Consider the following 22,394-nt stretch of genomic DNA (forward strand, 5'->3'; position numbering starts at 1 on the left):
ACGACCGCGCGCGGGCGAGCGAGGCGGACCGGGCGTCCGGCGAAGGACACCGACGGCCGCATGTCGCTCGGGCAGCACCTCATCGAGCTGCGCAACCGCCTGTTCAAGGCCGTGATCGCGGTGGCGGTGTGCGCCGTGGGCGGGTGGTTCCTCACCCCGTTCGTGCTCGATTCGCTGCGGTCCCCGGTCGCACAGCTCGCCAAGGTCGGCGGGCACACGGCCGAGCTGAACTTCCCGATGATCACGGGTGCGTTCGACCTGAAGCTGCAGATCGCGATCACGATCGGCATCATCATCTCCAGCCCGGTCTGGCTGTACCAGATCTGGGCGTTCATCGTCCCGGCACTGGTCCGGCGCGAGAAGCAGTACGTGTTCGGCTTCCTCGGCACCGCGATCCCGCTGTTCTTCGCGGGCTGCTGGTTCGGGTGGTACATCCTGCCGCACGTGGTCGGGATCCTCGGCAGCTTCGTGTCGAGCCAGGACACCTCGATCGTCGACGCGAAGGCCTACTACGACTTCGTCATCAAGCTCATCGTGGCCGTCGGCATCGCGTTCGTGCTGCCGGTGTTCCTCGTGCTGCTGAACTTCGTCGGCGTGCTGTCGGCGAGCTCGATCATCAAGTCGTGGCGGATCGCGATCCTCTGCATCCTGGTCTTCTGCGCGATCGTCACGCCGAGCGCCGACGTCATCTCGATGTTCCTGCTCGCCGTCCCGATGATCGTGCTCTACGTCGCGGCCTGCTTCGTGACGTGGCTGCACGACCGCCGGGTCGCGAAGCGCCAGGCGAAGCTCGACGAAGAGTACGGACTGTGAGTCCCAGCAAGCAGCAGGACGCCGCCGGACCGAGCGCCGCCGAGCGGTTCGCGGCGGCGAAGGTGCGGAACCGCTCGCGCAACCTCGAACTCTTCCGTGCGGACCTGCGGTTCGACCTCGACCCGTTCCAGTTCGCCGCGTGCGACGCGCTCGACCAGGGGCGCAGCGTCCTCGTCGCCGCGCCGACCGGTGCCGGCAAGACCATCGTCGCCGAGTTCGCGATCTGGCTGGCGATGCGCCAGCCCACGGCGAAGGTGTTCTACACGACGCCGATGAAGGCGCTGAGCAACCAGAAGTACGCCGAGCTGGTGGACGTCTACGGCGAGTCCGAGGTGGGGCTGCTCACCGGTGACACGAACGTGAACCCGCGCGCCCGGGTGGTCGTGATGACGACCGAGGTGCTCCGCAACATGATCTACGCGGACTCCGACCTGCTCGACGACCTCGCCTGGGTCGTCCTCGACGAGGTCCACTACCTGGCCGACCGCTTCCGTGGCGCGGTGTGGGAAGAGGTGATCCTGCACCTCCCGACCGAGGTCCGGCTGGTCTCCCTCAGCGCCACCGTGTCGAACGCCGAGGAGTTCGGCGACTGGCTGCAGACCGTCCGCGGTGACACGGACGTCATCGTGTCCGAGGACCGTCCGGTCCCGCTCGAGCAGCACGTGCTCGTCGGGTCGAAGATGGTCGACCTGTTCGACTCCAGCGGCGCCGCGGCGACCAACCGGGTGAACCCCGAGCTCCTGCGCCTCGTCGGCGGAGCGGCCCGCAGCGAGCGGCACGGCGGCGGACACCGGGGCGGCCGGGGTCGTGGTGGGTACCACGACCGTCGTGGTCCGCGCACCGAGAAGCTGCACCGCGAGCGGATCGCGCACATGCTCGACGAGCGGATGCTCCTGCCCGCGATCTTCTTCGTGTTCAGCCGCAACGGCTGCGACCAGGGCGTCCGGAACGTCCTGCGCTCGGGGCTGTCCCTGACGACGGCACCGGAGCGCAACGAGATCCGTGAGACCGCGGAGTACCACTGCCGGACCCTCCTCGACGAGGACCTCGCCGTCCTCGGCTACTGGGAGTGGCTCGAGGGACTCGAACGCGGCGTCGCGGCACACCACGCCGGGCTCCTGCCGGCGTTCAAGGAGGTCGTCGAGGACCTGTTCCAGCGCAAGCTGCTCAAGGTCGTGTTCGCGACGGAGACCCTGGCGCTCGGCGTGAACATGCCGGCGCGCACGGTCGTGCTCGAGAAGCTCGAGAAGTTCAACGGCGAGGCCCGGGTGCCGATCACGCCGGGGGAGTACACCCAGCTCACCGGTCGTGCCGGTCGTCGCGGGATCGACGTCGAGGGGCACTCGGTCATCCAGTGGTCCGACGGCCTCGACCCGCAGGCCGTGGCGTCGCTCGCGAGCCGACGGACCTACCCGCTCAACTCCTCGTTCAAGCCGACGTACAACATGGCCGTGAACCTCATCGACCAGTTCGGCCGGCAGCGCACCCGCGAGGTCCTCGAGACCTCGTTCGCGCAGTTCCAGGCAGACCGCTCGGTGGTCGACCTCGCCCGCAAGGTTCGGTCGCAGCAGGAGTCGCTCGACGGCTACCAGCAGGCGATGCAGTGCCACCTCGGCGATTTCACCGAGTACGCGGCCCTGCGCCGTGAGCTCTCCGACCTCGAGCGCACGAACGTGCCCGGCGGCCGTGAGGCCTCGCACGGTGCCCGGGCCGAGCGGCAGGCGGCGATCACCGACGTCCGACGCCGGATGCAGCGCCACCCCTGCCACGCCTGCCCCGACCGCGAGGCCCACGCCCGCTGGTCCGAGCGCTGGTACAAGCTGAAGCGCGCCAACGACAAGCTCGTCCAGCAGATCCGCTCCCGCACGGGTGCGGTCGCCACGACCTTCGACCGTGTCACCGACGTGCTCCTGCAGCTCGGGTACCTCGTGCCCACCGGCGACGGCGAGGCGACGGTCGCCGCTGGCGGTCGTCGGTTGCAGCGCATCTACGGCGAGCGGGACCTCCTCGTCGCCGAGTGCCTCGAGGCCGGGGTCTGGAAGGACCTGACGCCCGCACAGCTCGCCGCGATGGCAGCCACGATCGTGTACCAGCCCCGACGCGAGGACGCGCCCGGCACCGAACACGCCCTGCCCCGGGGAGCGTTCCGTCCGGCGCTCGACGAGACCCTGACGATCTGGTCCCGCCTCGACGACATCGAGCGCGACGCCCGGCTCGCGGGCTCCCAGCCGCCCACCCCGGCGGCCGCGGTCGGCATGTTCCGGTGGGCGTCCGGCTCCGCGCTCGACGACGTCCTGCGGACGCTCGACCTTCCCGCGGGCGACTTCGTGCGCTGGTCGAAGCAGGTCATCGACCTCCTCGACCAGATCCGCAACGCGGGCGACGAGGACCTCGCCCAGACCGCCCGGCGGGCGACGGACGCGGTGCGCCGTGGCATCGTCGCCTACGCAGCGGTCTGACGGGAGGCACGGTGCAGCTCCTCGACACCACTGCGCGTCCGGCGCGCGGTCACGTCCAGACCCCGCAGGTCCGGCCCGCGCGTGGACCGTTCGACGCACTCCCGCTCGCGCAGGCGTTCCCGCTCGCGGTGATCGGCGGGGTGCTGTTCGCGCTGTCGTTCCCGTCGCCGGGTTGGTGGTTCCTCGCGTACCCGGCTCTCGCGTGCATGCTGCTCGCCGCGATGGGGCAGCGCGCGTGGCGCGCCGCCTGGCTCGGCTACGTCGCCGGCGCGGCCTTCTACGTCCCGGCCATCTCGTGGGCGGGCCGCTACCTCGGGCCGGTCCCGTGGTTCGCGCTCGCGTTGTTCGAGGCCGTGTTCTTCGCACTCGGCAGCGTGGCGATCGCCCTGGCGTACCGCTGGGTCGCCCGCGTGGTGCCGTCGACCGCCGGACGCGTGTGGGGCCTCCCGGCCGTCGTCGCCGCACTCTGGACCGGACGCGAGTGGTTCTCGGGGAGCTGGCCCTACGGCGGCTTCGCCTGGGGGCGCGTCGGGCTGTCGCAGTCCGAGAGTCCGTTCGCTCACCTGGCCGCGTACGTCGGCGTCCTCGGTGTGACGTTCGTCGTCGTCTACTGCGTCGCCGTGGTGCTCTCACTCGCGCTCGTCGTGCCGCGCGGTCCCGGCGTGGCCGTGCGCGTGCCGATGCGGATCGCGACGGCCGGGCTCCTCGTCGCCGCGGTCCTCGCCGTGCCCGCGTGGCCGACCGCCACGAGCGGGTCGATCCGCATCGAGTCCGTCCAGGGGAACGGTCCCGCCGGGTACTTCGACCGCGCGGCCCCGGGCGAGGTCCTCGAGTCGCAGGTCACCGCGACCGACGTCGACGCGAAGGGCGTCGACCTCGTCGTCTGGCCGGAGGCCTCCGCCGAGTTCGACCCCCGGCAGCAGCCCGTCATCGCCTCGGCACTCGACTCGGTCGTCGACTCCGTCGGGGCACCGATCGTTGCCGGCGCCATCACGCAGACGCCCTCGGGCGTGCTGCACAACACGTCCTTCGTGTGGACGGCCGACGGGTGGCAGTCGTCCTACGACAAGAAGCGTCCGGTGCCGTTCGGCGAGTACGTGCCCGACCGCTGGTTCTTCTCGAAGCTCGCTCCGTCGCTCATCGGGCTGCTGCAGCGCGACTACACGCCGGGCACGAAGCCGAACGTGCTGTCGGTCGCCGGGGTCAAGGCGGGCATCGCGATCTGCTTCGACATCGTCGACGACGGACTCACCCGCGACATGGCGCGCGGGGGAGCGCAGGTGATCCTCGCGCAGACGAACAACGCGGACTTCTCGGGCACCGACGAGAACCTGCAGCAGCTCGAGATCGCCCGGATGCGGGCCATCGAGACCGGACGCTCGCTCGTCAACATCTCGACCGTCGGGGCGTCGCAGGTCATCGACCCGAGCGGCCGCACGATCGACCGGGTCCCGGAGTACACGGCGACGTCGATGATCACCGACGTGCCCCTCGGGACCTCGACGACCCCGGCGACGGTGGCCTCCGGATCGATCGCGCTCCTGCTCTCGCTCGGCGGGCTGCTCACCCTGCTCGCCTGCGCCCCCTGGGGCTCGCGGATCCGCCGTCGATCCTGAGCGCCGCGCCCTCCCACTGGGAACGGACTGTGAATGCGCCGGTCCGGGAGTGATCCCACGTGGGACAGTGTTGGGGAGGGCAGACGAGCGAGAGGAGCACACACATGGCTGATCGGAGTCTCCGCGGCATGCGGCTCGGGAGTCAGAGCCTCCAGAGCGAGGAGGGCGTCGAGCTCTCCGACCGCAAGCGCGCGGTCTACCAGACCGATTCGGGTGAGACGTTCGACATCGTCTTCTCCGCGGACGCAGACGTGCCCCAGACCTGGTCGGAGCCACGCTCCGGTCGCGAAGGTCGTCTGCTCGGTGACGACGGCATCCCCGTCGAGGTCGCCGAGGAGGACGTGAAGGCCCCCAGGACCCACTGGGACATGCTGCTCGAGCGCCGCTCGCGGGAAGAGCTCGAGGAACTCCTGCAGGAGCGCCTGCAGTTCCTCCGCGCACGACGTGGCGCCTGACACCACCTGACACACGACGACGCCCGCCCCGGTCATCCGGGGCGGGCGTCGTCGTGTGCGGCGTCGCGTGCGGGGGAGGCCTGCGTCAGCGGCGGCCCGACCCGTCGCTCGTGCGGTGGCCGGACGCGTCGTCGGCCTGCGGTGCGGCGGCCTCAGCCTGTGCCGCGGCGTCGGTCTGCGCGGCGGCGTCGTCGAGCTGTTGCGCGGCTTCGTCGTCCGCGGCGGCGAGGTGCGCGTCGACGCTGCGGTTCGACTCCGCCAGACGCTGGTCGAGCTCGGACTCCGGCACGATGTCCGCGGAGGTGGCATCGGCACGGGGTGCAGCAGCGGCAGCAGCGTCGGCCGAGGCGGTGTTCGCCAGGCTCTCGTTCGCGAGCTTCGAGATGCGCGACAGGAAGTCGCCACCGCCGGCACCCGCGACGGGACCGCTCCCGGTGCGACCGCCGGAGAAGCCCTTCGCGATGCCGGACAGGGCCTCGGTGAACTCGCTCGGGATCATCCAGAGCTTGTTCGCGGTGCCCTCGGCGATCTTCGGCAGCATCTGCAGGTACTGGTACGAGAGCAGCTTGTCGTCCGGGTCGCCCGTGTGGATCGCGTCGAACACGGTCGCGATGGCGGAGGCTTCACCCTCGGCGCGGAGGACCTGGGCCTTCGCATCACCCTCGGCGGCGAGGATGGCGGCCTGCCGCTGGCCCTCGGCCTCGAGGATCTGGGACTGCTTGGTGCCCTCGGCCTGCAGGATCGCCGCACGACGGCTCCGCTCGGCACGCAGCTGCTGCTCCATGGCATCCTGGATGGACACGGGCGGCTCGATCGCCTTGAGCTCGACGCGGCCGACGCGGATGCCCCACTTACCGGTGGCCTCGTCGAGCACGACGCGCAGCTGGCCGTTGATGTTGTCGCGGCTGGTCAGGGCCTCTTCGAGGTTCAGGCCACCGACCACGTTGCGGAGCGTGGTCGTCGTGAGTTGCTCGACGGCACCGAGGTAGTTCGCGATCTCGTAGGTCGCGGCACGGGCGTCGGTGACCTGGAAGTAGACGACGGTGTCGATGGACACGACGAGGTTGTCCTCGGTGATCACCGGCTGCGGCGGGAACGAGACGACCTGCTCGCGCATGTCCAGCAGCGGGCGGAGACGGTCGATGAACGGCACCAGAAGGTTCAACCCAGGGTTGAGGGTCTTGTGGTACTTCCCGAGTCGTTCGACGATCCCGGCGGTCGCCTGCGGCACGATCCGGATCGCGCGGGACAGGACGACGATCACGAAGATGACGACGACCAGGATGAGGACGAGCAGTGCGATCGTCCCGGCTGAGATGGTCACGAGGTGGCCCTTTCTCCGAGGCGGACGACAGCGGTCGACCCCTCGATCGACTCGACGACCACAGGGGTCCCGAGCGGCGGTGTTCGGTCGGTGGAGTCGGCGGCGATGCGGGCGCTCCAGGTCTCGCCGTTCGCCAGGCGGACCTGGCCGGGGGCGGACGAGGTGAAGGCGACGGCGACGGTGCCGCGCAGCCCGATGAGCCCCTCGACGTTGGTGCGGTGCGGGTCGGCGTTCCGGCCGAGCGCGGTCAGCAGGCGCGGGCGTACGAGCGACAGCAGCACCAGTGCGACGACGGCCGCGATGATGGCCGAGAGCCACCACGGGGCGCCGAGGAGCGCGGCGATCAACCCCCCGGCGGCACCGGCCGCGAGCATGATGAAGATGAAGTCGAGGGTGAACACCTCGACCACGCCCAGCAGGAGCACCAGGCCGATCCAGACGACCGTCTGGATCCAATCGATTCCGTTCACGCGATCTCCCTCCCTCGGTCGCGCGCGGCGGCTCGCAGCGTCGCGACGGCCGGTCCAACTCCGTTCAACATATCAGCACGGGGCTGAGGACGCCCAGGCGGTTGGTAGGCTCGACGGCGGCCGACCCGCCGGAACGCAACCTGGAGAACACGACTGTGAGCAACCCCCTCGCCCCCGGATCCCTCGCCGACACGCGCGCCCTCGTCACGGGGTCGTCCCGCGGCATCGGTGCCGACACCGTCGCGTACCTGGCCGAGGCCGGCGCCAAGGTCGTCGTGAACTACCGCAACAAGGCCAAGCGCGCCGAGCAGATCGCCGAGAAGATCGTCGCCGGCGGTGGCTCGGCCCTGGCGGTCGGCGCCGACCTGACCGACCACGACTCCGTCCAGGCGATGGTCGACACCGTCGTGCAGGAGTGGGGCGGCATCGACCTCCTCGTCCTGAACGCCTCCGGCGGCATGGAGTCCGGCTTCGGCGAGGACTACGCGCTGCGTCTCAACCGCGACGCCCAGGTCGACATGCTGCAGACCGCCGTCCCGCACATGCCCGCCGGTTCCCGCGTGGTGTTCGTCACGAGCCACCAGGCGCACTTCGTCGAGACCGCGGAGACGATGGACGAGTACGTCCCGGTCGCGAAGAGCAAGCGCGCCGGCGAACTCGCCCTCCGCGAGCTCATCCCGCAGCTCGAGGCCGCCGACATCGAGTTCGTCGTCGTCTCCGGGGACATGATCGAGGGCACGATCACCGCCACGCTCCTGAACCGCCTGAACCCCGGCGCCATCGAGGGTCGTCGGCAGGAGGTCGGCAAGCTCTACAGCGTGTCCGAGTTCGCGGCCGAGATCGCCGCGGCCGCCGTCGAGCCGATCCCGGCGGACCACACCAAGCTCGTCGGCGACGTCAGCGGCTTCACCGCATCGTAGCGGGCACCGGTAGCCTCGGCCGCGTGACTGCTGCGCCCGGACTCCGACGGACCTCCCGCATCCTCCTGCTCGACCCCGAAGGGCGGGTGTTCCTCATGGACACCAAGGCCCCGTCGTCGGACGGTTTCCACCGCTGGATCACGCCCGGCGGCGGCGTCGACCCGGGGGAGGATCACCGTCAGGCGGCGATCCGGGAGCTCCGCGAGGAGACGGGCATCGTCATCGAGGACCCCGGCGCACCGGTGTGGTCGTGGGACTTCGCGGTGGACTGGGACGAGGCCGACCACGACCGCGGGCACTCCGAGTTCTACGTCGTCCGGACGCCGGGCTTCGTGCTCTCCGACGCCGAGTGGACGGACGACGAGCAGGTCGACATCCTGGCCTCGCGCTGGTGGACCGCCGACGAGCTCGACGCGACCGACGAGGCGTTCGAGCCCGCCGAACTCCCGGAGCTGGTCCGCCGCCACGGTTCGCACTGAGGCCGGACACCCGCCACCGGACACCGCCCGACGTCGGTCGTAGGTTGTGCCCATGGCCAGGGGCGTCCGGATCGCCGTCACGACCGTCGTCGTCGCGGCGGTCGCCGCGACCGCTGCCGCGGTCTGGATCGCGCAGGCCGAACCGTCGGACCCGCCCACGGCACGCGCATCGGCCGGCCACGCACCGACGCCGGCCGGTCCGCCGTCGCTGGTCGCGCCTCCCGAGGGTCCCGGTGGTCAGCCTGGAGGCGCGTCGCCGTCACCGACGCAGCCACCTGCCCGCCCCGCGGCGGCCTTCGCGATGACCGTCCGGTACGTCTACGACGGGGACACGCTGCAGTTGCAGCTCGACACCGCGAACGCGGTGGTCACCACGACGAACCCGATCCGGGTGCGCCTGATCGGGGTGGACACCCCGGAGGCGCAGCCGACGGCGCAGTGCTGGTCGGCCGAGGCAACGGATGCCTTGCGGCGACTCGCACCGGTCGGGTCGCGGATCTGGGTCGCGCCGGACCGGGACTCGTGGGACGACTACGGACGACGCCTGTTCAGCGCGTGGACGGACGACGGGCGGTTCATCGAGGGGGAGCTGGTGGCCTCCGGGGCAGCGAAGGCGATCCGGGTCTGGCCGAACGTCACGAACCACCCGTACCTGTCCGGGCTCGAGCAGCGTGCCGCGAGCGAGCGGAAGGGCCGGTGGGGCGGGTGCTGATCGTCCTCGCACGACGTCGGTGCCCACCGGTACCCTGATCGACATGCATACCACTGCCGAGCACGCCGCGGACAGCCGCGACCGCATCCGGGTCCGGGGTGCGCGGGAGAACACCCTGCGGGACGTCGACGTCGACCTCCCGAAGCGCCGGCTGACGGTCTTCACGGGGGTGTCCGGCTCGGGGAAGAGCTCGCTCGTGTTCGCGACGATCGCCGCCGAGTCGCAGCGGATGATCAACGAGACGTACAGCGCGTTCCTGCAGGGGTTCATGCCGTCGTTGGCGCGGCCCGACGTCGACGTGCTCGACGGCCTCACCACGGCGATCGTCGTCGACCAGGAGCGCATCGGTGCGGATCCCCGCTCCACCGTCGGCACCGTGACCGACGCGAATGCGATGCTCCGCGTGCTCTTCAGCCGCCTCGGCACGCCGCACGTGGGTGGCCCGAACGCGTTCTCGTTCAACCTCGCGACCGTGACTGCTGGTGGGGCGATCACCGTGCAGAAGGGCAAGGACGCCAAGGCCGAGAAGGTCTCGTTCTCCCGGTTGGGCGGCATGTGCGCGGACTGCGAGGGGCGCGGCTCCGTCACCGACATCGACCTCACTCAGCTGTTCGACGACAGCAAGGCACTCGCCGACGGGGCGATCACCATCCCCGGGTACGGCACGGACGGCTGGAACGTGCGGATGTTCGCCGAGTCCGGGTACTTCGACAAGGACACCCCGATCCGCGACTTCACCGAGCAGGAGCGCCAGGACTTCCTGTACCGCGAGCCGACGAAGCAGAAGATCGCCGGGATCAACATGACGTACGAGGGGCTGGTGCCGCGGGTCCGACGGTCGTTCCTGCAGAAGGACCGCGAAGCGATGCAGCCGCACATCCGTGCCTTCGTCGACCGCGCGGTCACCTTCACGACCTGCCCGGCCTGTGCCGGCACCCGGCTGAACGATGTCGCTCGCTCGTCGAAGATCGCGGGCAAGAGCATCGCCGACGTCTGCACCATGCAGATCACCGACCTGGCGACCTGGCTGCACGCACTCGACGAACCGAGCGTGGGCCCGCTGCTCGACGGGCTCCGCGACGCCGTGGACTCCTTCGTCGAGATCGGGCTCGGGTACCTGTCGCTCGACCGCCCCACCGGCACGCTCTCCGGCGGCGAGGGACAGCGCGTGAAGATGGTGAAGCACCTCGGATCGTCCCTGAGCGACGTCACGTACGTCTTCGACGAGCCGAGCACCGGCCTCCACCCGCACGACATCGAGCGGATGAACGGGCTGCTGCTGCGCCTCCGTGACAAGGGGAACACCGTGCTCGTGGTGGAGCACAAGCCCGAGGTCATCGCGATCGCGGACCACGTGGTCGACCTCGGTCCCGGGGCCGGCACGAACGGCGGGTCCCTCTGCTACGAGGGGCCGGTCGAGGGCCTCCGGGGAAGTGACACCGTCACCGGCAAGCACCTCGACGACCGTGTCACGGTGAAGTCCGCCGTGCGGGAGCGCACCGGGGTCATCGAGATCCGCGGCGCGTCGGCGCACAACCTCCAGGGCATCGACGTCGACGTCCCGACCGGGGTGCTCACCGTCGTCACGGGTGTCGCCGGGTCGGGCAAGAGCACGCTCATCCACGGTTCGCTCTCCCCGCTCGAGGGCGTCGTCGCGATCGACCAGGGCGCGATCCGGGGCTCGCGCCGTAGCAACCCGGCGACCTACACCGGGCTCCTCGAACCGATCCGCAAGGCGTTCGCGAAGGCCAACGGCGTGAAGCCCGCCCTGTTCAGCGCCAACTCCGAGGGTGCCTGCCCGGCGTGCAACGGCGCCGGCGTGATCTACACCGACCTCGGCATGATGGCCGGGATCGCCACCCCCTGCACCGAGTGCGACGGCAAGCGCTTCGACCAGTCGGTGCTCGAGTACCACCTGGGCGGGAAGGACATCAGCGAGGTCCTCGCGATGCCCGTCGCCGACGCCGAGCAGTTCTTCGCAGCGGGGGAGTCGAGGATCCCGGCGGCGCACGCGATCCTCTCGCGCCTGGTCGACGTCGGGCTCGGGTACCTGACGATCGGGCAGCCCCTGACGACGCTCTCCGGCGGTGAACGGCAGCGACTCAAGCTCGCGACGCGCCTCGGCGAGCCCGGCGGTGTGATCGTCCTCGACGAGCCGACGACCGGCTTGCACCTGGCGGACGTCGCGCAGCTGCTCGGGCTGCTCGACCGGATGGTCGAGGCCGGACGCTCGGTCGTCGTGATCGAGCACCACCAGGCCGTGATGGCCCACGCCGACTGGCTCATCGACCTCGGACCGGGTGCCGGACACGACGGTGGGCGCATCGTCTTCGAGGGGACGCCGGCCGAGCTGGTCGCGGCACGGTCCACGCTGACGGGAGAGCACCTGGCGGCCTACGTGGGAGCCTGAACCGTCGCGGGGACCGGGATCGGGGTACGGATCACCTGAGCCGAACTCACGGCATCGGACTACCGTCTGCTTCGGCGTCGAGTCACCCGGTACCCGCCGGGCGGGCGCCCTCATCGAGGAGGCACCACCATGACCACACCCGTTGCACGCAGTTCCAACAGCGGACTCGCGATCGCCGGACTCGTCCTCGGCATCGTCGGGCTCGTGCTGGCGTTCTTCATCCCCATCATCGGCCTGATCCTGGGCATCGTCGGCCTGGTGCTCGCTCTCGTGGCGCGCAACCGTGGCGCCGGCAGCCGTGGCGTCCTGCTCGGCGGCATCATCATCAGCGCCATCGCGATCGTGGCAGCGATCGCCAACTGGATCATCGGCGCGATGATCGTCGCCAACACCATGTGAGTCGCCGACGTCATGTGAGTTGGCGAACGTCAGCGAGGCTGGCCGGCAGTGATGCCGGCGCGTCTCGCCGCGTCGTGGGCCCGTCCACGCACACCCAGGCTGACCCGCGTACCGTCCCGCGCATGAGCTACAGCCAGCCAGACCCAGCCGAAGAGACCACCCAGAGCGAGGCGCCGGAGCAGCCCGACACGGACCGCGAGGTCCTGGAGGAACGTGACGACGAACAGGCCGCGCTCGAGATCGACGCGGACGACGTGCCCGTCGACGGCGAGGACCCGAAGGCCGACTCCGAGTCCTGAGCGCTCGCTCGCCGGACGCTCGGCGGGGTCAGTCGTCGTCTCGGAACGTGGCCTCCACGAGTGCCCGGACGAGATCGACGTAGGGCAGTCCGACCGCCGCGAACATCCTCGGCACCTGCGACTGCTCGGTGAATCCCGGTGACGTGTTCACCTCGTTGAGGACGACGCCGTCGTCGGTGACGAAGAAGTCGAACCGCGCGACCCCGGCGCACCCGATCGTGTCGTACAACGTCCGCGCCGCCTGCTCGATCGCGGCGTGCTGACCTTCGGAGATCCGAGCCGGCACCGTGAACTGCGCCGAGCCGTCGTACTTCTCGGCACGGCCGAACACCGCACCGTCGGCGACGCCAATCTCCAGGGTCGCTCCGGACCGGAGTGCCCCGGACCGATCGCGGAGGACGGCGATGTCGACCTCGCGCCCGGTGACGAACGACTCGGCGAGGACGTCGTCGCTGGCCTCCCGTGCCAGTTCGACCGCGGCCGCGTACTCGTCGGCCTGCCGGACGACGGAGACGCCGTTGCTCGAGCCGCCCGTCGTCGGCTTCACCACGAACGGCGGGTCGAGCGGGAGCGCGTCGATGGCATCGGCTCGTCGCAGCAGCACGGCGGGTGCCGTGCGGATCCCGACCGCCTCGGCGACGGTCTTCGTGACCCACTTGTCGATCCCGAGCGCGCCGGCCCGGACGGGAGAGCCGACGACCGGGACACCGATCATGCCGAGCAGGCCGGCGGCGGCACCGTCCTCACCGTGCACACCGTGGAGTGCCGGGAACGCCGCGTCACAGGTGGTGAGCAGGGCGACCGCCGCGCTCGGCGTCAGCGCGGCGCCGTCGGTGTGCCGCCAGCGTCCCGCCCGGTCGATGGTGAGCGGGACCGCGTCGAGGCCGAGGGTTCGGACCGCGCGGGTGACGGCGGCGGCGGACGCGAGCGACACCTCGTGCTCGTCGTTCGCCCCGCCGCCGATGACGGCGACACGCGTCGGAGGGTGCAGGGGAGCGGTGGGTTCAGGCAACGACGGCCTCCGGGGTCGTGGTGGTGCGGTGGACCCGGGCGACTCGGCTGCCGATCCGGGTGACGATCTCGTGCTCGATGGTGTCCGACCAGCCAGCCCAGTCCCGGACCGTCGGTCCGCCGTCGTGCCCGCGGCCGAAGAGCGTCACGGTCTCACCGAGGGCCAGCCGGTCGTCTCCGGTGTCGACGACGACCATGTCCATCGAGAACCGTCCGACCAGTGGCCGTCGGCGTCCGCGCACCAGGACCTCCGCGCGCTCCGAGGCAGCACGGGGGAGTCCGTCGCCGAAGCCGAGGGGGAGCAGCGCCAGGTTCGTCCGGCGGTCCGCCACGTGGTCGAGTCCGTACCCGATGCCCGTTCCGGCGTCGACCGACCGGGTGCCGACGACGGGCGCGGTGAGCGAGAGCGTCGGCTCCAGGTCCGTCGACGTCCCGGACGGGTCGATGCCGAAGAGGCCCGCCCCGATGCGGTGCACGTCGTACCCGTCGCCGACACCGGTGACCGTGGCCGCGGTGGCGGCGAGGTGCGTGACGAACCCCGAGAGCCCGCGTCGTCGGGCGGTGCGGACGGCGTTCGCGAACAGGAGCTGCTCGCGGACGTTCTGCGGATCACCGGGTCGGTCCGCGCAGGACATGTGCCCCATGACCCCGACGACGCGGATGATGCCCGCGGCCTCCAGCTCGCGTGCCGCCGTGCAGAGTGCCTGCCAGGTCGTCGGCGCCGCACCGTCTCGGGCCATGCCGACATCGGCGTGCAGGTGCACACGCGCACGGCGACCGGTCCGCGCGGCGGCACGGCTCACCGCGCTGAGCAGCTCCGGCCCGGACACGGCCACGTCGACCCCGGAGTGCAGTGCGGCGTCGAAGTCGGCGTCCACGGGGTTCAGCCAGCACAGGACCGGGACATCGCTGACGTGCGCACGGATCGCGAGCGCCTCGTCGATGGTGGTCACGCCGATCGAGGTCGCGCCGGCCGCGACGACCGACTCGGCGATCGCGCCGTGTCCGAACCCGTCGGCCTTCAGGACCGCCATCACCCGGCCGCCCGTGCGCGCGGTGAAGACGGCCGTGTTGGCGCGGACCGCGTCGTCGTGGACGACGAGCTGCGGGGCTGATGACGACATGGGGCCTCCTCGGGCGCTGCGACTGGGATGCAGAGTACGAGCCTGCCGTCGTCGACCGGCGGCCGCATCGGCCGCACGGACGACGCGGCTCGCCGCGCGACCGATGTCGGTCAAGTCCCGCGGATGAGGGCTGTCGGCCTGCAGGCGCGCATCACGTGAGCCGGCCGTCCTGTGCGACCCGTGCCTCCCAGACGGACGGTGCGCCGCTGCGGTCATCTACCAGCATCTTCTGACCTCCGGCATTCCCTCGGTGAACCGGGTGTCGCTGCCGATGGCGCCCAGTGCGTACGCGATCGCGCAAGTTGACCCCACTGACAACATCGCAATATGCAAACATTGGACATTCCAACATACATATTGCATACTGAATGTACACTCTTCGACCCGATGAAACAGAAGGAGCTCCCCTTGTCACAGGACCGCCTATGGTTCCTCTTGACCGCCACCGTGCGGCCCAACCTCACGAAGAAGCTGGCGGTCGTCGATCCGAGCGTCAGGCTGCGCCAGTACCAGGAGGCGCTCCGGTCATGGGTCGAGGTGGCCCGGGAGCAGGACGCGCACATTGCCATCGTGGAGACCAGTGGGTTCGAGCGAGCAGCGTTCCTCGCCGCTGTCGACGCCAGTGATCAAGGAAGGATCACGTTCGTCAACTACGAGCCTTCGGCTGCTGTCATCGGCAGGGGGATCGGGTACATCGAATGGCAGGCCATCCGCTTCGCGCTCGAGACCGTCGGCTTCCATGCTGACGATACGGTCTACAAGGTGACCGGCCGTCTCACGGTCACGAACCCGAAGGCAGTCTTCGGACGGCTTGAACCGAACGGGGTTCGCCTACGGACACGTATCGACGGCTCGCATTCGGACACGCGCGTGCTCGGTGCATCTGTGGCCGTCTGGCGAGATGTGCTCTTGCCGGCAGCTGCTGATGTCGACTACGACAGGAGGATCGAGATCGAGCACACCGTGGCGGCACGCGTGCGTCATGCCCGGACCCTCGGTCGTGTGTCGGTGTCGAGATTCCCTCGCCGGCCGCGTTTCGCGGGGCAGTCCGGAACGAACGGGGCCATCTACTCGCCGTGGAAGGTCGCTCTGCAGGGAGCTGTGGTCCGACCGTGGGAGCCGGTCATCGCGATCGCGGCGCGCTCGATCTCGCGGTGACGCGTCCGCCGTCGGCGCATCAGGCTGTCGGACTGGAGGCGCGGATCACGTGAGCAGACCGGCGCGGGTGATCCGCGCCTCCAGGCCAGGGCCTCGATCGCGCCCGTCAGGAACGTCGCTGCGTGCGCTGCCAGAGCGAGACGGCGGCGGTCCGCGCAGCGCGCGGCAGGGGAGACGAGGTGATCGTCGCGTAGGAGCGCTCGGTCGCACCGAGCGCCGTCTTGAACCGCGCGATGCCGTCGTCGACGCGGCCGACGAGGTCCGCGGCGGTGTGCCCGCGGTCGAGCGACCAACGGAGGACGTCGTGGTACAGCGACGTGCTCGGGTTCGCTGAGCGGTGTTCGCGCAGTGTGCCGCCGGCCCAGACGGAGACCACGGGCTGGCTGCCCAGTGCCACGATCACGCCGGAGGTCTCGCCGGCGACGACCGCTGCGCCGATGTAGACGTCGTCTCGGTCGGTTGCCCACTGCTCGATCCGGGCGCCGATCTCCTCCGGGTAGGGTGACGGCACGCCGCGGACCTCGTACGACTCGCTGAGGATGCGGGGGAGGAACGTCGTGGTCTCGCCGGGGGCCGCGGGTCGGACCTCCACGGCGTTGCGCTCCGCGTCGCGCAGCGACCGCCGGGCATTGCGGTTCATGCCGGCGACGAGTTGCTCGGGCGAGACCCCGGCCAGGTCGACGACGTAGGTCCGGTCGACCGAACACTCGGCACCCGAGCGCTGCAGTTCGGCGTCGGATGGTGTCATCACGGGACTGAGGTCGAACCGGGCGATCGGCACGCCGTGGCGGAGCTGCCAGGAGCGGAACGCGCGCAGGGTGTCGAACAGGTGTTCCTCGGAGACGAGCGGGCCGACGAACGGGAACGGCGGATCGACCGGTCGTGGGATGGCTCCCGGGTGGAGCAGGAGCGGGAAGACACCGATCGGGGTGCCGCCGTGCGAGACCACCAGGGGGATGAACCGCCAGCCGAAGATCTCCGACTGCAGCTGCAACCACGACCAGTCGTGGAAGCCGGTCGCGCCGGGGCTCGTCGCGACGAGGGCGTTCCATTCTCGAGGATCGCTCGTCGTGGTGAAGCGGATCGGTGCGCCCACGGTGGTCTCCTGTCCGGAGCGCGTCGTTGCACGGTGCTCCGGTGCGCTGCGCCGTGAGCCTAACCAGGGCCCGCCGCGTCGCTCTGCTGCCGGCGTGAAGATTGCGGCTTCCCGTTCGGAGCTGCGGTTTCCGTGGTTCCGGACTGTCGGGTGTGTGCCGATAATGCATATTATGTCAACTCGGGCCGCCTGGGCCCGTACTCTGGTGGTCTGCGCCGCTCCCCTCTAGCATCGCCGTCGTGAGCACTGCGCGGTGCTCGGAACCGGCGGTGCCCGATGCGGAAACTCGTCCTGAAGATGTCGATGTCGCTCGACGGCTACGTCGCCGGACCTCGCGCTGAGTCCGACTGGATGTTCCGCGCCGCCAATCCGGACTCGGCGGCCTGGGTGCTCGACACGGTGTCGAGCGCCGGCGTGCACGCCTTCGGTCGGCGCTCGTTCGAGTCGATCGCGGGATTCTGGGCGAACGCCACGACACCTGTCGCCGGGGCGATGAACACCATCCCGAAGGTCGTGTTCACACGTCAGGCTTCCTTCGACCCGTCGACGGTCGACGTGGGCGGGGCGAACTCCCCCGCCGCGGCGACGTGGACCGGCGCCCGGGTGGCGAACGGCGACCTGGCGAGCGAGATCGAGCGCCTGCGTGCCGACGACGGCGCGGACGTGCTCGCACAGGGCGGGACGGACTTCTGCCGGAGCCTGGTGACCGCCGGGCTCGTCGACGAGTACCGCCTGGTGGTCCTGCCCGTGGTGCTCGGTAGCGGCGACGGCATCTTCTCGGGACTGCAGGACGAACTGGACCTGACGCTGGTCAGCTCGACGGTGTTCGAGGGCGGCGCGAAGGCGGACGTGTACCGACCCGGGCGCTAGCGTTCCCGGCATGGGATCCTACGACGAGCAGATCGGCCGGAACCTCCGACGGGTGCGCCAGGAACTCCTCCACCTGGACCAAGCGACGGTGGCGTTCCGGATGCGCCTGCGCGGCTGGCCGTGGGACGAGGACGTCGTCGCCGCGGTCGAGGACGGCACACGCCCGATCCTGCGCGACGAGGCGTCCGACCTCATGAGCGCGCTGGGCTACTCGTCAGCGTTCATCACGATGCGCACTGATGCCGAGTCGGTGGCCGAGGTCGCCGATCAGCGCGTCGTCCGTGCGGCAGTGGCCGTGTACGAATCGGCGGACCGCTGGTTCAAGGACGCGGCCAGGTTCGACCTCGCGGGTCTCCCGGTGTCGACGACCATCGAGCGCGTCCTGGTCGAGGGTCGAGAAGCCTTCACGAATCCGGACGCAGTCCTGGGAACGCCCGTTCCCTCGCCCGACGGGGCTCCCGTGGAGATGACCCTGGCCGAGTGGGAGGACCTTCCGGAGCGGCCGACGCACCCGCTCGACACGATCGGCGTCGACGTCCCGTGGAACGACGACCAGCTCCTCCTGCAGTACGGGCACGACCTCCGCGAGGCGTCCGACTCGCTCCGGGTGGCCGTGGTCGAGTGGCTGCGCGCCGAAGCCGACCGAGCGCCGCACTGGCCGGGCGACACACCACGGTCGCTGGAGCAGATCGTCGAGGACGTCCGAGCGTTCCGAAGCGCCGGCTGAGCGCAGCCGACGATCAGAACACCGCGACCGTCATGCCGGCGGAGGTCGCCGGCCGGTCCATAGCCAGGATCGCCTCGGGCAGCTCGTCGAACCCGATCGTGCGCCCGATCGACTCGGCCGGGCGGAGTCGTCCGGCCACGACGTCGTCGAGCATCGCCGCGTACTCCCCCACCGAGATCCCGTGACTGCCGAGCAGTTCCAGCTCGTCCCCGATCACACGGCCCATCGGGATGGCCGGGGCTGCCTCGTCGTCGAGCAGCAGCCCGACCTGGACGTGTCGCCCGCGCGGCCGGAGCGACGCCACCGCAGCGACCGAGGTCGCACGGCTCCCGAACGCGTCCACGGACACGTGGGCTCCGCCACCGGTGATGCCCCGGACGGTGTCTCGGACGACCTCGTCCATCGGCACCGCGACTGCGCCGAGGGCTTCGGCGCGCGCGAGTGCGGCCGGTGAGACGTCCACCGCGACGACGTTCGCCCCGGCGGCGACCGCGACGAGGACGGTGGACAGCCCGACTCCCCCGCAGCCGAACACGACGCCCCACTCCCCTGCGGCCACTCGCCCCCGGGCGTGCAGCGCGTGGTACGCGGTCCCGAAGCGGCAACCGAGTCCGGCGGCCTCGGCGAACCCGACGGCGTCGGGTAGCGCCACCAGGTTCACGTCGGCGTGCGGGACCACCACGGCCTCGGCGTACGAACCCGGCAGCGTGAAGCCGGGCTGCTCCTGCCGGGTGCAGACCTGGGTCGCACCGTCCAGGCACTGCTCGCACTCGCCGCACGCGAAGACGAACGGGGCGGTGACCCGGTCCCCCACGGTGAACCCCGTGACGCCGGAACCGACGGACGCCACGACGCCGGCGAACTCGTGCCCGGGGACGTGCGGGAGCACCACGGAGTCGTCGTGACCCTTCCAGGCGTGCCAGTCGCTCCGGCACACCCCCGTCGCGGCGACCCGGACGACCACGCCGTCCTCTGGTGCGATCGGGTCCGGGACCTCGACGATCGTGGGGACGGAACCGAACTCGTCGTACTGGACTGCGCGCATCCGACCATCGTCGCAGGCCGGGCCACGGGAGGCGGATCGGCCGTTGCGCGCGTCGCCCGTCCGCCGGTTCACTGGCTGGATGAACGGACTGCGATTCTCCGCCGACCCCGACGACCTCGACGTCGCCCGTGTCCACCGATGGCTGAGCGAGGAGTCCTACTGGGCCCGCGGGCGGGACCTCGCCACGCAGCAGGCGATCATCGCCGGTTCCCGGAACTTCGGCGTCTACGACGAGGCCACCGGCCAGCAGCTCGGCTACGCGCGGGTGATCACCGACGGCGTCACGTTCGGCTGGCTTGCCGACGTCTTCGTCGATCCGGACTCGCGCGGCCGCGGTGTAGGTGTCGCCCTGGTGGAGGGTGTGACCGAGGCGATCGAGCCGCTCGGGCTCAAGCGGTTCGCGCTCTTCACCGCCGACGCCCACGGACTGTACGAACGGTTCGGCTTCCGCCCGCTCCCCGATGCCGACGGCTGGATGATGCGCCCCGGACCGGGGTTCGGCGCCGACGTCCACGACTGAACCAGGCGCCCTGCGACCCGGCCACGGGCCGGGCCGAGCCCGCACGCCGGACGCGACCCGTGCCTCCAGGCCGCCCCGCCCGATCGTCGAGCGAGCAGAAGCCGTCGGGTCCGGACCACAGACCCGACGATTCCTGCTCACTCGACGAACGAGACGGACGACACGGCGGCGGCGCGGCGGCGGCGCGGCGCCCCGCGTCAGTACGCGATCGCGCCCGTCCGGTCGTGGAACTCGCCCGTGGGACCGTCCGCGCCGATCGTCGCCAGCGCTACCGTGGCGTCCGTGCCCTCGGTCACGGTCTGGTGCCCGCCGAACCCGTTGAACTCCGTCGCCGTGTACCCGGGGTCGCTCGCGTTCACCCGGAACCCCGGCAGGAGCTTCGCGTACTGCACGGTCACCGCGATGAGCGCGGCCTTCGACGCCGGGTACGGCACCGCCGGCACCGGGTACTCGTCCCGCCCCGGGGTCGTCAGCCACCGGGGGAAGCCCACTCCGGAGGCGACGTTCACGATCACCGGGTTCGCCGACTCCCGCAGCAGCGGCAGCGCGGCCTGCGTCACCCGCACCACCCCGGTCACGTTCGTGTCGAGCACCGCCGCGATCGCATCGGCGTCGAGGTCGTCGACCCCGAACGACGTCCCGAGGATGCCCGCGTTGTTGACGAGCACGTCGAGCTCGGGCAACTCGGCGACCGCGTGGTCGACCGAGGACTGGTCGGTGACGTCCAGCTGGACGACGTGTGCGCCGAGCGCACGCGCCTCGTCGCCGCGCGACGGGTCGCGCATCCCGGCGTACACGGTGTGGCCCGCCTCGACGAGGCGGCGGACGGTCTCGAGCCCGAGACTGCGGTTGGCTCCGGTGATGAGTGTCGTTGTCATGCCCCCACTCTCCGCCCCCGTGGCCGGGTCCCCCAGGCACCGCTCGACAGTGGGACCACCAGTACCAGGGAAGCCGGGAGGCGCGGGGCGAGGATGGTGGGCATGAGCGAGTTCGCGAGTGTGCTGCGTTCCTGGCGCGACCGGGTGCGTCCGGAAGAGGTCGGCCTGCCGGCCGGGCCCGGACGACGGACGCCCGGCCTCCGCCGCGAGGAGCTCGCTGCGCTCGCCGGGGTCAGCGTCGACTACGTGGTCCGCCTCGAGCAGAGGCGCGCCACGAACCCCTCCGCGCAGCTCCTCAGCGCGCTCGCGACCGCGCTCCGGCTCACCGAGGAGGAGCGCGACCACCTCTGCCGTGTCGCCTCCGTCGTGCCGCCGTCACGACTGGTCGTGCCCCGGCACGTCACGCCGGGCGTGCAGCGGATCGTCGACCGCCTCGGTGACGTCCCGCTCGCGGTGTTCACGGCCACGCACGACATCGTTCTGTGGAACGACCTCTGGGCGGCGATGACCGGCGATCCGAGCCGGTACACGGGCATCGAGCGGAACCTGGTCTGGCGGCACTTCATGCACGGCCACGACGGTGTCGAGTGGGACGACACCCACCAGGAGGAGTTCTCGAGCGACCTCGCCGCCGACCTCCGTGCCGCGCTCGGCCGCTACCCCGCCGACCGTGACCTGGCCGAGCTCGTCGCACGGCTCCGGCGGGACTCCCCCGAGTTCGAACGGCGCTGGAACACCGGCCGCGTCGCGGAGCACCGTGCCAGCCGCAAGACGGTCCGGACGCCGGTCGGACCGATCGAGATCGACTGCGACGTCCTCAGTGTGACCGGCGGAGACCTCCGCATCGTCGTGTACACGGCGGTCCCGGGCACGGAGGACGCCGCGAAGCTCGACCTGTTGCGCGTCACCGGACTGCAGGAACTCACGCCGCGCTGACCATCCCCGTCAACGGGAGACCTGAAAGACATTTGCAGATCCTGGGGCTGGGACGTACGATCTGAAAAACCGTTTCAGATCGAGGGAGCCGCCGTGCAGGAGAACCGTCCGAACCTGGCCGACCCCGGCGTCCTCGACGCCCTGTCCCATCCGGTGCGCCTCGACGTCCTCGGCTACCTGGCCTCCGCCGGCCCTGCGACGGCATCGCAGTGCGCCCGCGCGGTCGGGGACACCCCCTCGAACTGCAGCTACCACCTCCGGGTGCTCGCGTCCCACGGGCTCGTCGAACCCGACCCGTCCGGCGACGGCCGGTCCCGGCCGTGGCGCACGACCATCACCGGCTTCACCACCGACGGCGTCGATCCGGCGGACCTCGCCGGCCTGGACCGGATGCTGTCCGCGTCCGTCGAACTCGACCACCACCTGCTGCGCGAGTACCTCCGCGGCCGCGACGCGGTGCCGCAGGTGTGGCGCGACGTCGGCGTCCACGCCAGCTACGGACTCGCGCTCACGCCGTCCGAGCTCGCCGAGGTCGTCGAACGCCTGGACGCGGTCGTCCGTCCGTACATCCAGGCGACCCGTCAGCGCACCCCGACCGACGCCGAGCACGTCCACCTCTCGCTCAGCGCGTTCCCGCGGCTCGGGTTCGGCGCGGACCGATGACCGACGCGCC

The 22,394-nt window shown here is 70.8% G+C and carries 23 protein-coding genes; 16 read left to right on the plus strand and 7 right to left on the minus strand.

Translation table 11 applies throughout. The annotated features are described in order from the left end of the window. Positions 1-60: 60 nt before the first annotated feature. The 4 genes from tatC to FS532_RS01870 all read left to right on the plus strand — a co-directional run bounded on the left by tatC (position 61) and on the right by FS532_RS01870 (position 5,343). Positions 61-813 (plus strand): twin-arginine translocase subunit TatC, encoded by a 753-nt coding sequence (gene tatC, locus FS532_RS01855; RefSeq protein WP_144750791.1) that lies wholly within the window; start codon positions 61-63, stop codon positions 811-813. Beyond that, the gene (locus FS532_RS01860) at positions 810-3,272 is read left to right on the plus strand and encodes a DEAD/DEAH box helicase (RefSeq protein WP_144749800.1); all 2,463 of its coding nucleotides are present in this window, start codon (positions 810-812) and stop codon (positions 3,270-3,272) included. The genes tatC and FS532_RS01860 overlap by 4 nt, the downstream gene beginning before the upstream one ends. Before the next feature lie 11 nt (positions 3,273-3,283). Continuing rightward, complete coding sequence (lnt, locus tag FS532_RS01865; protein WP_260852511.1) at positions 3,284-4,888, plus strand: apolipoprotein N-acyltransferase; 1,605 nt, start codon at positions 3,284-3,286, stop codon at positions 4,886-4,888. Positions 4,889-4,992: 104 nt separating this feature from the next. Continuing rightward, the gene (locus FS532_RS01870; RefSeq protein WP_079236067.1) at positions 4,993-5,343 is read left to right on the plus strand and encodes an RNA polymerase-binding protein RbpA; all 351 of its coding nucleotides are present in this window, start codon (positions 4,993-4,995) and stop codon (positions 5,341-5,343) included. Positions 5,344-5,428: 85 nt separating this feature from the next. On the opposite strand, the gene FS532_RS01875 is transcribed toward FS532_RS01870, so the two are convergent. Then, on the minus strand, positions 5,429-6,667 hold the full coding sequence (locus tag FS532_RS01875; RefSeq protein ID WP_144749802.1) for an SPFH domain-containing protein: 1,239 nt from the start codon (positions 6,665-6,667) through the stop codon (positions 5,429-5,431). Next, a complete protein-coding gene (locus FS532_RS01880) occupies positions 6,664-7,137 on the minus strand; it encodes an NfeD family protein (protein ID WP_260852513.1) in 474 nt (157 codons plus the stop codon). The genes FS532_RS01875 and FS532_RS01880 overlap by 4 nt, the downstream gene beginning before the upstream one ends. Before the next feature lie 155 nt (positions 7,138-7,292). Between FS532_RS01880 and FS532_RS01885 the strand changes: the two genes are divergently transcribed. The 6 genes from FS532_RS01885 to FS532_RS18565 all read left to right on the plus strand — a co-directional run bounded on the left by FS532_RS01885 (position 7,293) and on the right by FS532_RS18565 (position 12,356). Beyond that, positions 7,293-8,057, plus strand: coding sequence for an SDR family oxidoreductase (locus tag FS532_RS01885; protein ID WP_144749804.1), 765 nt, complete (start codon positions 7,293-7,295; stop codon positions 8,055-8,057). A 23-nt stretch (positions 8,058-8,080) separates the two neighbouring features. After that, positions 8,081-8,536, plus strand: a complete 456-nt coding sequence (locus FS532_RS01890; RefSeq protein ID WP_144749806.1) for an NUDIX hydrolase — start codon at positions 8,081-8,083, stop codon at positions 8,534-8,536. A 52-nt stretch (positions 8,537-8,588) separates the two neighbouring features. Next, positions 8,589-9,248, plus strand: coding sequence for a thermonuclease family protein (locus FS532_RS01895; protein WP_144749808.1), 660 nt, complete (start codon positions 8,589-8,591; stop codon positions 9,246-9,248). 43 nt (positions 9,249-9,291) lie between these two features. After that, entirely contained in the window at positions 9,292-11,658 is a 2,367-nt protein-coding gene (locus tag FS532_RS01900; RefSeq protein WP_144749810.1) for an ATP-binding cassette domain-containing protein, read from the plus strand. Between the two features lie 129 nt (positions 11,659-11,787). Next, positions 11,788-12,057 carry a hypothetical protein gene (locus tag FS532_RS01905; RefSeq protein ID WP_144749812.1) on the plus strand — a complete coding sequence of 90 codons (270 nt, stop codon included), beginning with the start codon at positions 11,788-11,790 and terminating at the stop codon, positions 12,055-12,057. A gap of 122 nt (positions 12,058-12,179) precedes the next feature. Beyond that, entirely contained in the window at positions 12,180-12,356 is a 177-nt protein-coding gene (locus FS532_RS18565; protein WP_186321866.1) for a hypothetical protein, read from the plus strand. A gap of 28 nt (positions 12,357-12,384) precedes the next feature. Here the strand turns inward: FS532_RS18565 and FS532_RS01910 are convergent, their stop codons facing one another. Both FS532_RS01910 and alr read right to left on the minus strand, forming a co-directional pair. After that, positions 12,385-13,368 (minus strand): D-alanine--D-alanine ligase family protein, encoded by a 984-nt coding sequence (locus tag FS532_RS01910; protein WP_222121919.1) that lies wholly within the window; start codon positions 13,366-13,368, stop codon positions 12,385-12,387. After that, entirely contained in the window at positions 13,361-14,491 is a 1,131-nt protein-coding gene (gene alr, locus FS532_RS01915) for an alanine racemase (RefSeq protein WP_144749814.1), read from the minus strand. Before alr ends, FS532_RS01910 begins: the two co-directional genes overlap by 8 nt. A 387-nt stretch (positions 14,492-14,878) precedes the next feature. Between alr and FS532_RS01920 the strand changes: the two genes are divergently transcribed. Then, entirely contained in the window at positions 14,879-15,649 is a 771-nt protein-coding gene (locus tag FS532_RS01920) for a hypothetical protein (RefSeq protein ID WP_144749817.1), read from the plus strand. Between the two features lie 106 nt (positions 15,650-15,755). Here FS532_RS01920 and FS532_RS01925 read toward each other — a convergent pair whose 3' ends face one another. Then, complete coding sequence (locus tag FS532_RS01925; protein ID WP_144749819.1) at positions 15,756-16,745, minus strand: GNAT family N-acetyltransferase; 990 nt, start codon at positions 16,743-16,745, stop codon at positions 15,756-15,758. Between the two features lie 276 nt (positions 16,746-17,021). Here FS532_RS01925 and FS532_RS01930 point away from each other — a divergent pair, with 276 nt between their 5' ends. Together FS532_RS01930 and FS532_RS01935 are read left to right on the plus strand one after the other, a co-directional pair. After that, positions 17,022-17,615, plus strand: a complete 594-nt coding sequence (locus FS532_RS01930) for a dihydrofolate reductase family protein (RefSeq protein WP_144749821.1) — start codon at positions 17,022-17,024, stop codon at positions 17,613-17,615. Between the two features lie 10 nt (positions 17,616-17,625). Then, entirely contained in the window at positions 17,626-18,342 is a 717-nt protein-coding gene (locus tag FS532_RS01935; RefSeq protein ID WP_144749823.1) for a hypothetical protein, read from the plus strand. Positions 18,343-18,355: 13 nt separating this feature from the next. Here the strand turns inward: FS532_RS01935 and FS532_RS01940 are convergent, their stop codons facing one another. After that, positions 18,356-19,387, minus strand: coding sequence for an alcohol dehydrogenase catalytic domain-containing protein (locus FS532_RS01940; RefSeq protein WP_144749824.1), 1,032 nt, complete (start codon positions 19,385-19,387; stop codon positions 18,356-18,358). A 79-nt stretch (positions 19,388-19,466) separates the two neighbouring features. Between FS532_RS01940 and FS532_RS01945 the strand changes: the two genes are divergently transcribed. Next, on the plus strand, positions 19,467-19,907 hold the full coding sequence (locus tag FS532_RS01945) for a GNAT family N-acetyltransferase (protein ID WP_144749826.1): 441 nt from the start codon (positions 19,467-19,469) through the stop codon (positions 19,905-19,907). Between the two features lie 197 nt (positions 19,908-20,104). Here FS532_RS01945 and FS532_RS01950 read toward each other — a convergent pair whose 3' ends face one another. Continuing rightward, positions 20,105-20,785: an SDR family NAD(P)-dependent oxidoreductase gene (locus tag FS532_RS01950; protein ID WP_144749828.1), complete on the minus strand. Its 681-nt coding sequence runs from the start codon at positions 20,783-20,785 to the stop codon at positions 20,105-20,107. Between the two features lie 102 nt (positions 20,786-20,887). Between FS532_RS01950 and FS532_RS01955 the strand changes: the two genes are divergently transcribed. Together FS532_RS01955 and FS532_RS01960 are read left to right on the plus strand one after the other, a co-directional pair. Further along, complete coding sequence (locus FS532_RS01955; protein WP_144749830.1) at positions 20,888-21,721, plus strand: helix-turn-helix transcriptional regulator; 834 nt, start codon at positions 20,888-20,890, stop codon at positions 21,719-21,721. Between the two features lie 93 nt (positions 21,722-21,814). Beyond that, complete coding sequence (locus tag FS532_RS01960; RefSeq protein WP_186321867.1) at positions 21,815-22,384, plus strand: helix-turn-helix domain-containing protein; 570 nt, start codon at positions 21,815-21,817, stop codon at positions 22,382-22,384. Positions 22,385-22,394 lie beyond the last annotated feature (10 nt).

The sequence above is a fragment of the Curtobacterium pusillum genome (genome assembly GCF_007673235.1).
In the GTDB taxonomy this organism is placed as follows: domain Bacteria; phylum Actinomycetota; class Actinomycetes; order Actinomycetales; family Microbacteriaceae; genus Curtobacterium; species Curtobacterium pusillum_C.

Coding starts and splice junctions, on each gene's coding strand:
- FS532_RS01870 (WP_079236067.1), top strand. CDS start 4,993: ATGGCTGATCGGAGTCTCCGCGGCATGCGGCTCGGGAGTCAGAGCCTC.
- FS532_RS01935 (WP_144749823.1), top strand. CDS start 17,626: ATGGGATCCTACGACGAGCAGATCGGCCGGAACCTCCGACGGGTGCGC.
- FS532_RS01950 (WP_144749828.1), bottom strand. CDS start 20,785: ATGACAACGACACTCATCACCGGAGCCAACCGCAGTCTCGGGCTCGAG.
- alr (WP_144749814.1), bottom strand. CDS start 14,491: ATGTCGTCATCAGCCCCGCAGCTCGTCGTCCACGACGACGCGGTCCGC.
- FS532_RS01930 (WP_144749821.1), top strand. CDS start 17,022: ATGCGGAAACTCGTCCTGAAGATGTCGATGTCGCTCGACGGCTACGTC.
- FS532_RS01905 (WP_144749812.1), top strand. CDS start 11,788: ATGACCACACCCGTTGCACGCAGTTCCAACAGCGGACTCGCGATCGCC.
- FS532_RS01920 (WP_144749817.1), top strand. CDS start 14,879: ATGAAACAGAAGGAGCTCCCCTTGTCACAGGACCGCCTATGGTTCCTC.
- FS532_RS01895 (WP_144749808.1), top strand. CDS start 8,589: ATGGCCAGGGGCGTCCGGATCGCCGTCACGACCGTCGTCGTCGCGGCG.
- FS532_RS01940 (WP_144749824.1), bottom strand. CDS start 19,387: ATGCGCGCAGTCCAGTACGACGAGTTCGGTTCCGTCCCCACGATCGTC.
- FS532_RS01900 (WP_144749810.1), top strand. CDS start 9,292: ATGCATACCACTGCCGAGCACGCCGCGGACAGCCGCGACCGCATCCGG.
- FS532_RS01945 (WP_144749826.1), top strand. CDS start 19,467: ATGAACGGACTGCGATTCTCCGCCGACCCCGACGACCTCGACGTCGCC.
- FS532_RS01955 (WP_144749830.1), top strand. CDS start 20,888: ATGAGCGAGTTCGCGAGTGTGCTGCGTTCCTGGCGCGACCGGGTGCGT.
- tatC (WP_144750791.1), top strand. CDS start 61: ATGTCGCTCGGGCAGCACCTCATCGAGCTGCGCAACCGCCTGTTCAAG.
- FS532_RS18565 (WP_186321866.1), top strand. CDS start 12,180: ATGAGCTACAGCCAGCCAGACCCAGCCGAAGAGACCACCCAGAGCGAG.